14 protein-coding genes are annotated in these 13,327 nt (G+C 32.8%); 5 read left to right on the forward strand and 9 right to left on the reverse strand.

Features of this window, described 5'->3' with window-relative positions; all coding sequences use genetic code 11:
- Positions 1–64: 64 nt before the first annotated feature.
- Positions 65–976 (forward strand): PorP/SprF family type IX secretion system membrane protein, encoded by a 912-nt coding sequence (locus P2W65_RS22390; protein ID WP_289661435.1) that lies wholly within the window; start codon positions 65–67, stop codon positions 974–976.
- 13 nt (positions 977–989) lie between these two features.
- The gene (locus P2W65_RS22395) at positions 990–2,933 is read left to right on the forward strand and encodes an OmpA family protein (protein WP_289661438.1); all 1,944 of its coding nucleotides are present in this window, start codon (positions 990–992) and stop codon (positions 2,931–2,933) included.
- A 123-nt stretch (positions 2,934–3,056) separates the two neighbouring features.
- On the opposite strand, the gene P2W65_RS22400 is transcribed toward P2W65_RS22395, so the two are convergent.
- The 7 genes from P2W65_RS22400 to pyrR all read right to left on the reverse strand — a co-directional run bounded on the left by P2W65_RS22400 (position 3,057) and on the right by pyrR (position 8,242).
- Positions 3,057–3,536, reverse strand: a complete 480-nt coding sequence (locus tag P2W65_RS22400; protein ID WP_289661441.1) for a CAP domain-containing protein — start codon at positions 3,534–3,536, stop codon at positions 3,057–3,059.
- Between the two features lie 196 nt (positions 3,537–3,732).
- On the reverse strand, positions 3,733–4,377 hold the full coding sequence (pdxH, locus tag P2W65_RS22405) for a pyridoxamine 5'-phosphate oxidase (RefSeq protein ID WP_289661443.1): 645 nt from the start codon (positions 4,375–4,377) through the stop codon (positions 3,733–3,735).
- Between the two features lie 81 nt (positions 4,378–4,458).
- On the reverse strand, positions 4,459–5,364 hold the full coding sequence (locus P2W65_RS22410) for a ribonuclease Z (protein WP_289661446.1): 906 nt from the start codon (positions 5,362–5,364) through the stop codon (positions 4,459–4,461).
- Positions 5,365–5,462: 98 nt separating this feature from the next.
- A complete protein-coding gene (locus P2W65_RS22415; protein WP_179005025.1) occupies positions 5,463–5,792 on the reverse strand; it encodes a ribonuclease Z in 330 nt (109 codons plus the stop codon).
- Between the two features lie 232 nt (positions 5,793–6,024).
- A complete protein-coding gene (locus P2W65_RS22420; RefSeq protein ID WP_029273654.1) occupies positions 6,025–6,951 on the reverse strand; it encodes an aspartate carbamoyltransferase catalytic subunit in 927 nt (308 codons plus the stop codon).
- A 79-nt stretch (positions 6,952–7,030) separates the two neighbouring features.
- The gene (locus P2W65_RS22425; RefSeq protein ID WP_289661469.1) at positions 7,031–7,672 is read right to left on the reverse strand and encodes a DUF6891 domain-containing protein; all 642 of its coding nucleotides are present in this window, start codon (positions 7,670–7,672) and stop codon (positions 7,031–7,033) included.
- Between the two features lie 30 nt (positions 7,673–7,702).
- Entirely contained in the window at positions 7,703–8,242 is a 540-nt protein-coding gene (gene pyrR / locus P2W65_RS22430; RefSeq protein ID WP_179005021.1) for a bifunctional pyr operon transcriptional regulator/uracil phosphoribosyltransferase PyrR, read from the reverse strand.
- Positions 8,243–8,427: 185 nt separating this feature from the next.
- On the opposite strand from pyrR, the gene P2W65_RS22435 reads away from it, so the two are divergent.
- Positions 8,428–9,060, forward strand: a complete 633-nt coding sequence (locus P2W65_RS22435; protein ID WP_289661471.1) for a class I SAM-dependent DNA methyltransferase — start codon at positions 8,428–8,430, stop codon at positions 9,058–9,060.
- A 79-nt stretch (positions 9,061–9,139) separates the two neighbouring features.
- Positions 9,140–9,559 (forward strand): hypothetical protein, encoded by a 420-nt coding sequence (locus P2W65_RS22440; protein ID WP_289661473.1) that lies wholly within the window; start codon positions 9,140–9,142, stop codon positions 9,557–9,559.
- A 131-nt stretch (positions 9,560–9,690) separates the two neighbouring features.
- Here the strand turns inward: P2W65_RS22440 and P2W65_RS22445 are convergent, their stop codons facing one another.
- Positions 9,691–10,869, reverse strand: a complete 1,179-nt coding sequence (locus P2W65_RS22445; RefSeq protein WP_289661475.1) for a DUF418 domain-containing protein — start codon at positions 10,867–10,869, stop codon at positions 9,691–9,693.
- A gap of 118 nt (positions 10,870–10,987) precedes the next feature.
- On the opposite strand from P2W65_RS22445, the gene P2W65_RS22450 reads away from it, so the two are divergent.
- Positions 10,988–11,161, forward strand: coding sequence for a hypothetical protein (locus tag P2W65_RS22450; RefSeq protein ID WP_179005013.1), 174 nt, complete (start codon positions 10,988–10,990; stop codon positions 11,159–11,161).
- Between the two features lie 288 nt (positions 11,162–11,449).
- Here P2W65_RS22450 and P2W65_RS22455 read toward each other — a convergent pair whose 3' ends face one another.
- The gene (locus P2W65_RS22455) at positions 11,450–13,069 is read right to left on the reverse strand and encodes an ABC-F family ATP-binding cassette domain-containing protein (RefSeq protein WP_289661478.1); all 1,620 of its coding nucleotides are present in this window, start codon (positions 13,067–13,069) and stop codon (positions 11,450–11,452) included.
- Positions 13,070–13,327 lie beyond the last annotated feature (258 nt).

Raw genomic sequence — 13,327 nt, forward strand, 5'->3', positions numbered from 1 at the left:
GAATGCACTGATTTTCAATATCTTAAAAAAAATCTGTGGAAATAATTAAAATAATAAATCCATTATGAGAACAAAATTATTTTTCTTCGTCATTCTATTAGTTACATACGTTGGTCACGCACAGCAAGATGCACAGTTTACACAATACATGTACAATACAATTAATATAAATCCGGCTTATGCTGGTTCACGAGGTGCATTAAGTGTTTTTGCTTTACATCGAGATCAATGGGTTGGATTAGATGGAGCGCCAAAAACCAATACCATTTCGATCAACACACCAATTAATAATAGCAATATAGGCCTTGGAGTTTCATTAGTTAATGACAAAATTGGACCAACAAATGAAAATCAGTTTTCAGTAGATCTTTCCTATAGTGTTCCTACTTCAGAAACATGGAAACTTTCTTTTGGTATAAAAGGTACTGCCGATATTTTCAATCTTGATATTGACAAATTAAATCCTGAAATGGCTGGAGATCCTCAGTTTCAGAACTTAAATAATGATTTTTCGCCAAATATAGGAGCAGGAGTTTACTGGCATTCTAACAAAGCTTACATCGGTTTATCTGTTCCCAATTTTATCCAGACCAATCGCTATGATGATAATGATGTAGCAATTTACAAAGACAAAATAAACTATTATTTAATAGCAGGTTATGTATTTGATTTTTCTCAGGAAATAAAATTTAAACCAGCAGTTCTTACCAAAATGGTTGAAGGGGCTCCACTTCAGGTAGATGTTTCCGCAAACTTCATGTTTTTTGAAAAGCTTACTCTTGGTGTTGCTTACAGATGGGATGCCGCTGTGAGTGCAATGGCAGGTTTTCAAATTACTGACGGGCTTTATATTGGTTATGGTTACGATAATGAAACGACCAATTTGAAGAACTATAATTCAGGCTCTCATGAAATTTTCCTTCGCTTTGAATTATTTAAAAACAATGGTAAAATGACAACTCCACGTTTCTTCTAAAAACCAACTTATCATGAAAAACTATACATTACTTTTCCTAACCATTATAAGTTCTTTTTCTTTTAGTACTTATGCACAGCAGGCAAAAATAAATTCTGGTGACAAAAAATATGATAATTATGCTTATGTTGATGCCATTAAAACCTACGAAAAAGTAGCTAATAAAGGTTACAAATCAGAAGACATGTTTAAAAAATTAGGTAATGCCTATTACTTTAATTCCAATTTTGAAGGTGCGGCAAAATGGTATGGAGAATTATTTGCTATGAATACAACTGTCGAACCAGAATACTATTATAGATATGCTCAATCTCTAAAATCGTCAGGAGACATAAGTAAATCTAATAAAATGTTTGATGAATTTAAGGCTAAATCAAAAAACGATTCTAGAGCAAAATTTTATTCGGAAGATGTAAATTATCTAGACCAAATTAAGGCTAATTCGGGAAGATATAAAGTTGAAGATGCAGGAATCAACAGTAAATATTCAGACTACGGATCTTATGTCTACAATAATAAAATTTACTTTGCATCAGCTAGAGATACAGGGAACTTTTCGCAACGCAAACACAAATGGACTGGCGAGTATTTCACCAATATTTATAATGCAGATTTAAATCCGGAAACAGGAAGCGCTGGAAAAGTAAATAAGTTCAAATCGGCTATTAATACCAAGTTCCACGAATCCTCTCCTGTTTTTACTAAAGATGGAAAAACAGTTTACTTTACCCGAAACAATTATATTGATGGAAAAAAAGGAAAAGACGATCATAGAGTTACTTTAATCAAAATTTACAAGGCCACTTTAGATGAAAAAAACAAATGGAACAACATTACAGAACTTCCTTTTAACAGTGATAACTACAGTGTTGGTCATCCTGCCTTAAGCCCAGATGAAAAAACATTATATTTTTCTTCTGATATGCCAGGTTCAATTGGACAGTCAGATTTGTACAAAGTTTCTATCAATCCGAATGGAGGATATGGTACTCCAGAAAATTTAGGACATGAAATTAATACCGAAGGGAAAGAAACCTATCCGTTTGTAACCAATGAAAATGAAATTTATTTTTCTTCTGATGGTCATCCCGGATTAGGAGGTTTGGATGTTTTTGTTGCCAATATCGAAGATAACGGCACAATCGACAATGTTCAAAATGTTGGAGCCGACATTAATTCGCCTAAAGATGATTTTGCTTACATTATTGATACCGCTACAAGAAGAGGCTTTTACAGTTCCAATAAAGATGGAGGACAAGGCTCGGATGATATCTACAGATTTCTAGAAACTAGAAAATTAAAATGTATTCAAGAACTTGAAGGCATAATAACCGATCTTGATACAGGAACAATTCTGCCAGGAGCGAAAGTGACTTTATTTGACAATCAAATGAATATTAAAAATTCGACCGTTTCTGATAATTACGGCAAATATACTTTTCCTGTAGATTGCGGTAAAGCTTATTTAGTAAGAGCAGAAAAACCAGAATACACCACTAAAGAACTAAGCATAACGATCTCAAAAACAACTGGAAAAACAACTTTACCAATTGCATTAGAAAAATCGACTTGCAAGGTTACTGTCGGAGATGATTTAGGTAAGTGTTTCGGAATTAAAATGATTTACTTTGATTTAGATAAATCTAATATAAGAACAGAAGCGGCTTTAGATTTAGAAAAAATATTAGTGGTCTTAAATGAGTATCCAACTATGAAACTAGATATTCGTTCACATACTGACAGCAGGGCTACTCATAAATACAATGAAGCTTTATCTGACCGCAGAGCAAAATCAACCATTAAATGGCTAATTAAAAATGGAATAGCGGCTAATAGATTAACTGGAAAAGGTTACGGCGAAACTCAATTAGTCAATAAATGTTTAGATGGCGTTAAATGTACAGAAGAAGAACATCAAGCCAATAGAAGAAGCGAATTCATCATTACGGCATTATAAAAACCAAAACTATCTAACCAATAAAACTGCCTGCATACACAGGCAGTTTTTTTACAAATAAAAAGTCGTTGCAATTCTAAGAATTACAACGACTTCTAAAAAACCAACCTGTTCAATATACGTTTAAATCTTAACAAAAATGTTTGTATAATATTTTTTGCCTGTAGCGTCTGTTGTTACAGACAGTCCGAAGTGAGTATAATCGCCTTCGATATTCTCTTTGTGGCCTGGACTCTCCAGCCAGGCTCTCAAAGCCGCTTCAGGAGTTTTATAGTTGTAGGCAACGTTCTCACCAACTTTTTTAGCTCCTAAAACATTTGTAATATTTTGAGATCTTGCAACAAAATCATTATGATCGACAACATTATTTTCAATCATATAAAGATTATGCTCTTCGCATTTAAAGGAAATATGATTAATTCTTTGTAATGCATTTAACCCCACACTAGCGCGATAGTCGTTTATAAGTTTCATTGTTTGAACTTCCGTATCGTTGTAAGTGTAATTGGTAACGAGCGTTGTGACAGGAGTATTATCCACGCTTCCTTCGGCAGTATCGGCAGAACATGCGTTCATTGCGACTAAAATCGCAATGAACAACATGATGCGCTTAATCTTTTTCATAATCAACAGCATTTTAGCGGTTTAAAGTAGATGTTGGGGCAAATCCTTTAAATTTATTTTTGAATAATTTCTCGTCTAATTTTCTATACCAAACATATTCAATTTACCGTTAAACTACAAAAAAAATCGATGAAATACATACTAATTTTCAGTATTAATATAATTTTCTTACAAATCAAGAAGAAAGTCGCTCAATTTTCCATGAAAAATCAGATTGACTAGTATAACGTATTCTATCATGTAATCTATTTGCTCTTCCCTGCCAGAATTCTACTTGTAACGGAGTGACAATATATCCTCCCCAATTTTCAGGTCTGGGAATTGATTTTCCTTCAAATTCGGTTTCTAATTTTTTCAAATTTATTTCTAAAAAATCTCGTGAAGGAATTACTTCACTTTGATGCGAAACTACAGCTCCGAGTTTACTTCCTTCTGGACGAGAATCAAAATAATTATCTGAAATAATTTCCGAAGTTTTCTGTGCAATTCCTTTAATAATTACCTGACGTTCCATTTCCTGCCAGAAAAAAGACAGACATACATTCGGATTCGCTTCTATAGCTTTTCCTTTTTCAGAACTATAATTAGTGTAAAATACAAAACCCTCTTCTGAGAATTTCTTCAATAAGACAACACGAGATTTAGGAAAACCATCCAAACCAATAGTTGAAACAGTCATCGCATTTACTTCTCCGCTTCCGCCGAAATCTTCTACTTCATGAAACCATCTGTTAAAAAGGTTAATAGGATCTTCTGGAATATTCGTTTCCAGTAATTCACTTTTCTCGTAAGATTTTCTATAATTACTTAAATCACTCATAGTTTTTGTTTTTTTGTTTCAGGTTTCAAGTTTCAGGTTTTCAAACTGAATCAAACCTTTGTCACTTTGCATCTTTGCCCCTTATAAATCAAAACTCAATCCATCATCTGCTAAAAGCACATTTGGAAAAACTTGTTCTGCTTCTTTTTTAAATGGGTCTAAACCATCATAACGTGTAGAATAATGTCCTAAAATAAGTTGTTTGACATTTGCTTTTAAAGCAATAGTAGCTGCTTCTTTCGCAGTTGAATGAAGCGTTTTTTCTGCCAGTCTGGCTTCAGAATCTAAAAAAGTAGATTCGTGATACAAAACATCTGTATTAGCTATAATAGGGATTATTGCTTCATTGTAAACCGTATCCGAACAAAAGGCATAACTTTTTGCTGGCTCTGGATCAAAGGTCAGTTTTTCATTTTCGATAACAGTTCCATCATCTAAAGTAACATTCCCGCCGTTTTTTATTTTTTGATAATAGGCAACATGAATATCATAACTTTGAACTGCTTCTACATTCAATTTTCGTTCAGCAGGTTTTTCTTGAAATAAATAACCATTTGTATAGACACGGTGTTTTAGCGGAATCGTTTTTACAGTGACTTTAGCATCTTCAAAAATTACTTCACTTTCCTTCGATTCCAATTCATGAAAAAACAAACTGTAAGTTGTCCAGGATTCTGTCAATTTTAATTGAAGCAGAATCAATTCTTTAATTCCTTTTGGACCATAAACATGCAAATCGGTTGTTCTTCCTAAAAGGGAAAAAGTCGAAATGGTACCGATCAATCCGTAAAGATGATCTCCGTGAAGATGTGAAATAAAAATGTGATTGATCTTCGAAAATTTAATTTTATTCTTTCGAAGCTGCACCTGAGTTCCTTCTCCGCAGTCAATTAAAAATAATCTGTTTCTAATTTCTAAGACTTGTGAAGTCGGATTAGTAAGTGTTCTGGGAGTTGCGGCGTAACAGCCAAGTATTGTTAATTTCATTTTCTAATTTTAGATTTTAGATCGTAGATTTTAGATTTATAAAACATTTTAAAAAGTAACATTAAAAAAATCTAAAATCTAAAACCAGAAATCTACAATTAAAAACCGAGGTCTCTCTCAATTTCTTCCATTTCGATAATATCATGAGCTTCCAAAAGAGAAGGAACTACAGCCAATTTATCAGAAATAGCATTAAAATCAAGATCAGAGGCAACAATTACAAACGATTTTTTTGCTTTTTTATGTGTTTTAGAAAGCGGTAAAAAAAGTTTCAAATCATTTTCTGAAACTTCATCAGAAGACAAGTCGATTATGATATTGTGCTTTTCAAAGGTTTTAAATTGCTGCGTTACTTTTTCCAAGAAAGCATTTACATCTCCTTGTGTATCTTTAATTGTAACGGTATGTCCTTTTTGATCTACTTTCATTTTTTAATTTATGGGGCTTATATAAAAATTGATTTTCTGAGAGCTAAGGTACGAAGTTTTTTTATTTTTTGGTTTCAGGTTTAAAGTTTCAGGTTCCAAGTTTTTCAGGCTGAGCAAAGTGCAAGCCTCGTTTGCAAAGCAAGTTTCATTTTTTAAAGCACCTCTACTTTGCTTAGTGTGACATTAATTTCAAAGCTGAACACTCAAAATCTGAGCACTGAATACTGAATACCTACTGAATCTTAGAAGCCAAAAGATAAATAACCGCCATTCTAATCGCTACACCATTCTCCACCTGATTCAAGATTACAGAATGATCAGAATCGGCCACTTCTGAAGTAATCTCTACTCCTCTATTGATTGGTCCTGGATGCATGATTACGATTTCTTTTCCTAGCGAATCCAAAAGCGGTTTATCAACCCCGTATTGCTGTGCGTATTCACGTGTCGATGGGAAGAAATTTACATCCATACGTTCGTTTTGTACTCGAAGCATATTGGCAACGTCGCACCATTCTAATGCTTTACGCAAATTCGGTTCAACTGTAACTCCAAGTGATTCAATGTATCTTGGAATCAGTGTTTTTGGTCCGCAGACTTTTACTTCAGCGCCTTGCATCTGCAAAGCGTATATATTAGATAAGGCCACTCTCGAATGCAGAATATCGCCTACAATAACTACTTTTTTTCCAGCAACATCGCCCAGTTTTTCTCTAATCGAATAACTATCTAACAAAGCCTGAGTTGGATGCTCGTGCGCTCCATCTCCCGCATTTACGATACTCGCTTTGACATTTTTGGATAAAAAATAAGCCGCTCCGGGATTGGAGTGGCGCATTACAACCATATCAACTTTCATCGAAAGGATATTATTTACAGTATCAATCAGGGTTTCTCCTTTTTTAACGGATGATTGAGCTGCAGAAAAACTGATGACATCAGCAGATAAACGTTTCTGCGCTAATTCAAACGAAAGTTTGGTTCTGGTACTGTTTTCAAAGAAAATATTGGCAATGGTGATATCTCGTAATGAAGGAACTTTTTTAATCGGTCGGTTAATGACTTCTTTAAAATGATCTGCCGTTTCAAAAATCAGGTTAATATCATTTTCGTTAATGTATTTTATTCCTAATAAATGATTTACGCTTAATTCTTTCATTGTTGTTTCTTTAATATTATTGGTCAAATTCCGAATGAAAAACGGGTTTCATTCCATGCTTCTTTAAAGAGCAGTTACTCTATTCAATCATTCTCTCTACAACTTCTCCATAATCCTGAAGGTCTCTCGAATCTTCATTATAAACCTGCTGCCATCTGAAATTTGGAATTTCAATTTTTCGAGAAGCAGTTTCTTCCCATTTTACCTCAAAACCATTATTTCTCAGAACTTCGGCAACTTTCTTTCCAACTTCAATTGTCGTTGCTGGATCAGAATTATCTACTTTTTGAAAAGCGATATACAAACTTGGATTTTCAGGATCAATCGCTCTGGCTAAATCTTGTTCGTGATAAAAACAGTAGCCATCAGATGTAACTCCATTTTCACGAAGCTCTCTTTCTACCTCAACCACTTCATATTCACCATCACTTGTAGTATAACCTGCGTTGTGAAGCGCTACGATGTTCTGATCGCATAATTCATCAAACGCGTTTATTAGTCTTTCAGTATCAGTCGGGCTTTTCCAATGTTTACTTTCTGTGAGTAACTTTTGGTATTCTTCGTCGATTTTTTCAAAAGCCCAAGCTTCTGAAATTTCTTCTTCAAATTCATTATCTTCAATTTCTTCCATGATGTTCTCTTTAATATCATCAATAGAAAGAAATCCCATTCTTACCTGGTTAAAAATTGATTCATAAATAAACTCTTCGTTCTCTGTCATGATTGTATTTTCAATTTTTAACAATTCATTTTAATTGGTAACCAAATGAACCACATCTTCACCATCATTTTCTTTCCAGCTTACAATTACCTTCTCTCCATTAATAGCATCTACCTGACGACCGCGATAATCTGGCTGAATAGGTAAATGACGGCTGAAACGTCTGTCGATTAAAACCAATAATTCAATTTCTGAAGGTCTTCCAAAAGATTGAATGGCAGTTAGGGCCGAACGAATGCTTCTTCCGGTAAACAAAACGTCATCGATAAAAATGACTTTTTTGTCTTCGACTATAAAATTGATCTGGGTTTTATTGGCTTCAAGCGGTTTATCAGTACGACGGAAATCATCTCTAAAAAAAGTGATATCCAGATAACCTAAAGTGATTTCAGGAACCTTGTATTCGTCTTCTAATAATTGTTTTAAACGTTCCGCTAAATAAACACCTCTTGGCTGAATTCCCACCAAAATTGTATTAGAGAAATCAAGATGTTTTTCGATTAACTGACAAGCCAAACGATGGAGTATGATAGTAACTTCTTTCGAATTAAGTAATACTTTTTGACTCATAAGTGATTGTAATGTTTGGTTGCGCAAATATACGGAATCTGATTTTATTTGTTGGGGTGTTGGATACTGAAATATTTTAGAAAACAAATTTAGCTTTTTGAAAATTTTTTCTTACCTAAATACCATATTTTAGCAAAAGAAAATTTTTAACTTTATTTGGTTAAATAATGCTTTGAAAATAATCTATGGACAAATACAAAGAAACTTTTGAAACTTGGAATAAAATTGCAAATCTCTACGAAGAGAAGTTTATGTATTTAAGTTTGTATAATGAAACTTATGATTTTTTTAGTAAAACCCTCACTAAGGAACAATTAAATATTCTTGAAATTGGTTGTGGACCAGGGAATATTACAAAATATTTATTATCAAAAAGAAGCGACTTAAAGATTACAGGCATTGATATTGCGCCAAATATGATTGAATTAGCAAAAGCTAATAATCCTTCTGCCAACTTCAAATTAATGGATACAAGAGAACTTGATTCACTAAGTCAAAAATTTGATGCTATTGTGTGTGGTTTTTGTTTACCATATTTATCACAACAAGATTCTCATAAACTTATGAATGATGCTGGAAACATTCTTTTAACCAATGGAATTTTATATTTAAGTTTTGTTCAGGGAAAGCCTTATGATTCTGGTTTCATTTCTGGAAGTACTGGTGATCGCGTCTTTTTTTATTATCACAGTTTAGAAGGAATAAGCAGTCAACTTCTAATAAACAATTTCATAATTATTAAGTTGTTTGACGTCAGTTATTTCAGAGGTAAGAATATCGAAACTCACACTATAATAATTGCTAAAAAAACAATTTAATCTATTACTCAAATACGAGTAACCTTTTTTAGCACTAACTATATATTAATAAAAAAATTTAAACAAATCATACAACCAAATGATTTACATTAATAAAAGTACATTCCCATTTTGCTATGTAGAAGAGAAAAAATTTGAATGGGGAGAACCATACGAAGATGTAACACCTATTTTTAATTTATCAATCGATCCTAAATTATCTGATCTGGAGTATACAATTGAAGTTCTAGGCAAAAATAATTTTAAAAACAATCTTCTAAAGCTTCAAAACATATTAGTTAATAGAGAAGAAAATATACGTATAGAACATTTTAATGATTTAATTACTGATAGAGAAGTTTTGCTAAACAGAATTAAAATCTATTTAGAATCTAATTCAGATAAAATCTCTCCTTGGGACTTACACTATTATGTCTGTTTTAATGAAAACGATTATTTAGAATCAATTGAGAATGAAACGAATAGAATTTTATTATTTGAAAGAAAAGAATACCATTAAATAAAACTTATGAAAGAGTTTATCAAAATATATATTTGATAAATCCAGCCCTACAATATTGACCAATCCGATAGCTCTTTTTTCCTTTTGTATGAATCAAAATTTTCAAAAATCAACTTAGACTTTTCTAATCATTTAGATTTAGAGCTGGCAATCCAAGTTAATTTATGCCAAATAAATTCCAGCGGGCCTTGTTTATGATTTTTCAGCCACCAATTAGAAAATGCCAGCTGGAGCAAAAACAAAACAATTCCGATCATTAAACTAAAAACAGCTCCGGTATATTTAAAAAGTCCCAAACCATATTGATAAAATAAAACTGAACCAACAATAGATTGCAAAACGTAATTGGTTAAACTCATCTTTCCATAAGGAACTAATTTCTCTAAAACCTTTTGTGTTTTTTCTTTTGCATAAAACAAAATGAAAAGACTTATTAATACAAATGTAAAAGCAAAATTTGCCCAAGAAGTGACAATAAGCATTATAGAATCTGCTAAAGTTTTATTTTCAAATGATGAATAAATATTGATTCGAATAATCAAAAGTATCGCAACAATGATCAAAGCATATCGAAGCGTTTTTTTCCAAAAGATAAAATTTACTTTAGAAGTAAGGAAAAGTTGTTTTCGACCAGCAAGCGTTCCTAACACAAATAATCCCGCAGTTTGAAAACATTTTCCAGTATCCCAATTCCATAAAAATGATGAAATTCTGCCTGTTGTTAGATTTCCTATCACAACATCAACAAAAGAATTTCCCTTTAAGTACAACTGTGTTTGATAAGAATAAAAACTTCTGCTGCTTTCCTTGATTACATATTCTGAATTAAATAATAAATTAAAAACTTTATACCATTCTAAAGGCAAAAGCAATAAAAAAATTGCTATGCCGAAAACATATTTAGTTTTTAAATTAGAAACCAACAACAAAACTATTCCTAATACTGCATAGAGCATCAAAATATCACCCGCAAAAAAAATGGTATTGAAAATCCCGAAACAAAACAACAGTATGAGTCTCCACAAAAATCTCGGTCTAAAATTTTTTCCTTTCTTTTTCTGATTTTCATTCTGAATAAAAAAGCTGAATCCAAAAAGAAATGCAAAAATGGCATAAGCTTTTCCAGCAAAAAGATAAGAGAAGACACTTGCTACTATACTATCTAAGGTTTTAATCGATTCTGGCAAGTATTCTGGAATATAATCTATATCAAAATGCTGCATGCAGTGGAGCAACACTATAATCATAAGCGCAAAACCTCGTAACGCATCCACTACTTCAATACGTTTAGGGTTATTGGCAATCATAGAATTTTAAATTATCAAGTTAAAGGAAATACAATAATAAAACATTTCTCAAAAATTCTATAACACATTTTCTTGATTCTTGAAGTAATTTTAAGTATCAATTTAAAATATCAGAATCATGCAAAATAAAATACTAAGATTGTTAATGGTATTCGTAATACTGTTTTCATTTACAAGCTGTGAACTAGTAGGAGACATTTTTAAAGCCGGAATGGGATTCGGAATATTTATCGTAATCTTTGTTGTTGCGATTATTATTTGGATTTTCGCTAAAATGTTCGGAAGCAAATAAGACATAAAAAAATCCTCGTTATTTACATAGCGGGGATTTTTTTTAAACACATAGAAACATTCCCGATAGCTATCGGGATTGAAACTGCTTAGAGGCGTTTCACTTTTTTACAAAAAACATAGCTATATGAAAGAAATATATTTCTCTTTTGTAGTTTTTTATTCTCACTAAATTCGACACTAAAACTATGTTTCTATGTGTTTAAAATTAGACTCCAATAAAAAAATCCCAAACTCCAATTTTAATTTGGGATTTGGGATTTGGGATTTTTTTATTATAATTTATAGATTAAAGATTGTACATCTTTTTTCTTTGTTCCTGAATCTTTTCATCATCAAGATATTCATCAAATGTCATGTAACGGTCGATTACTCCGTTTGGTGTCAATTCTACGATTCTGTTACCAACAGTTTGCGCGAATTCGTGGTCATGTGTTGTAAAAATTACAGAACCTTTAAAGTTTTTCAATGAGTTGTTGAAAGCTGTAATAGACTCCAAATCTAAGTGGTTTGTTGGTTCATCAAGCATTAAAACGTTTGCACGTTCCATCATCATTCTAGACAACATACAACGTACTTTTTCTCCTCCAGATAAAACTCTAGACGTTTTTAAAGCTTCTTCTCCAGAGAAAATCATTTTTCCTAAGAAACCTCTAATGAATACTTCATCACGTTCTTCTTCTGTTTTAGCGTACTGACGTAACCAGTCTACTAAACTCAAATCGTTTTCGAAATATTTGTGATTTTCAGCTGGTAAATAGGCTTGGTTTGTTGTAATTCCCCAATCAAAAGTTCCAGCATCTGCTTTTTGTTCGTTGTTTAATATTTCGTAAAAAGCAGTTGTAGCACGTGAATCTTTAGAGAAAAGAACGATTTTATCGCCTTTTGCCATATTCAAGTTAATATCTTTAAATAAAACTTCTCCATCTACTGAAGCAGATAAGTTTTCTACATTCAAAATTTGATCTCCAGCTTCACGATCCTGATCGAAGATAATCGCAGGATAACGACGGCTTGAAGGTTTGATTTCAGAAATATTCAATTTCGAAATCATTTTTTTACGAGAAGTCGCTTGTTTCGATTTCGCCACGTTTGCACTAAAACGACGAATAAATTCTTCCAACTCTTGTTTCTTCTCTTCTGCTTTTTTGTTTTGCTGTGCACGTTGTTTTGCAGCTAATTGGCTAGACTCGTACCAGAAAGTATAGTTTCCTGAATAGTGATTGATTTTTCCGAAATCAATATCAGAAATATGTGTACAAACCGCATCTAAAAAGTGACGGTCGTGAGATACCACAATTACAGTATTTTCATAGTTTGCCAAGAAGTTTTCTAACCAAGCGATTGTCTCAAAATCCAAATCGTTGGTAGGCTCATCCATGATAAGCAAATCAGGATTTCCAAAAAGTGCCTGCGCCAAAAGCACACGTACTTTCATTTTTCCTTCCATGTCGCTCATTAAAGTATAATGATCTGCTTCTGTGATTCCTAAGTTAGATAACATCGCTGCTGCATCAGAATCAGCGTTCCATCCGTTCATTTCTTCAAACTGAACTTGTAACTCCCCTATTCTGTCTGCATTAGCATCATTGTAATCTAAATAAAGTTCATCCATTTCTTTTTTAACAGCGTACAGAACTTTATTTCCCATTAAAACGGTTTCCAAAACGGTATGCTCGTCGAACATGTTGTGGTTCTGGTTTAAAACCGACATACGTTTTCCTGGCTCTAAATGAATGTGACCAGAAGTTGGATCAATATCACCTGAAATTACTTTTAAGAAAGTAGATTTTCCTGCACCATTTGCTCCAATAACGCCGTAAATATTTCCGTGAGTAAACGTAGTATTTACTTCGTCGAATAAAATTCTTTTACCAAACTGAACTGATAAATTATTGACTGTTAACATGAATGTCTTTTTAATTAATTTGGTGCAAAAGTACGGAAAAAGGTTCAGAGTTGCAAAGGTACTGAGATGCTAAGTTTTTTTATGCTGATGAAGGGTTCTCGCAAAGTCGCGAAGGCGCAAATTTTTATTTTTTGAAGCTGATTACTGCGTAATCTTGTCATTTCGACGAAGGAAACCCGAGCAATAGCGAACTGGCGAAGCAAATCACACGCGGGATTCGACAAAGATTAGCGACATTCTATGCGGAGTTTCTAGTGC

Origin of the sequence: Flavobacterium panacagri (genome assembly GCF_030378165.1) — a bacterium.
Taxonomy (GTDB): Bacteria; Bacteroidota; Bacteroidia; order Flavobacteriales; family Flavobacteriaceae; genus Flavobacterium; species Flavobacterium panacagri.

Coding starts and splice junctions, on each gene's coding strand:
- P2W65_RS22400 (WP_289661441.1), bottom strand. CDS start 3,536: ATGTTGTTCATTGCGATTTTAGTCGCAATGAACGCATGTTCTGCCGAT.
- P2W65_RS22415 (WP_179005025.1), bottom strand. CDS start 5,792: ATGAAAGTAGATCAAAAAGGACATACCGTTACAATTAAAGATACACAA.
- P2W65_RS22450 (WP_179005013.1), top strand. CDS start 10,988: ATGCAAAATAAAATACTAAGATTGTTAATGGTATTCGTAATACTGTTT.
- pyrR (WP_179005021.1), bottom strand. CDS start 8,242: ATGAGTCAAAAAGTATTACTTAATTCGAAAGAAGTTACTATCATACTC.
- pdxH (WP_289661443.1), bottom strand. CDS start 4,377: ATGAGTGATTTAAGTAATTATAGAAAATCTTACGAGAAAAGTGAATTA.
- P2W65_RS22390 (WP_289661435.1), top strand. CDS start 65: ATGAGAACAAAATTATTTTTCTTCGTCATTCTATTAGTTACATACGTT.
- P2W65_RS22440 (WP_289661473.1), top strand. CDS start 9,140: ATGATTTACATTAATAAAAGTACATTCCCATTTTGCTATGTAGAAGAG.
- P2W65_RS22445 (WP_289661475.1), bottom strand. CDS start 10,869: ATGATTGCCAATAACCCTAAACGTATTGAAGTAGTGGATGCGTTACGA.
- P2W65_RS22455 (WP_289661478.1), bottom strand. CDS start 13,069: ATGTTAACAGTCAATAATTTATCAGTTCAGTTTGGTAAAAGAATTTTA.
- P2W65_RS22425 (WP_289661469.1), bottom strand. CDS start 7,672: ATGACAGAGAACGAAGAGTTTATTTATGAATCAATTTTTAACCAGGTA.
- P2W65_RS22435 (WP_289661471.1), top strand. CDS start 8,428: ATGGACAAATACAAAGAAACTTTTGAAACTTGGAATAAAATTGCAAAT.
- P2W65_RS22420 (WP_029273654.1), bottom strand. CDS start 6,951: ATGAAAGAATTAAGCGTAAATCATTTATTAGGAATAAAATACATTAAC.
- P2W65_RS22395 (WP_289661438.1), top strand. CDS start 990: ATGAAAAACTATACATTACTTTTCCTAACCATTATAAGTTCTTTTTCT.
- P2W65_RS22410 (WP_289661446.1), bottom strand. CDS start 5,364: ATGAAATTAACAATACTTGGCTGTTACGCCGCAACTCCCAGAACACTT.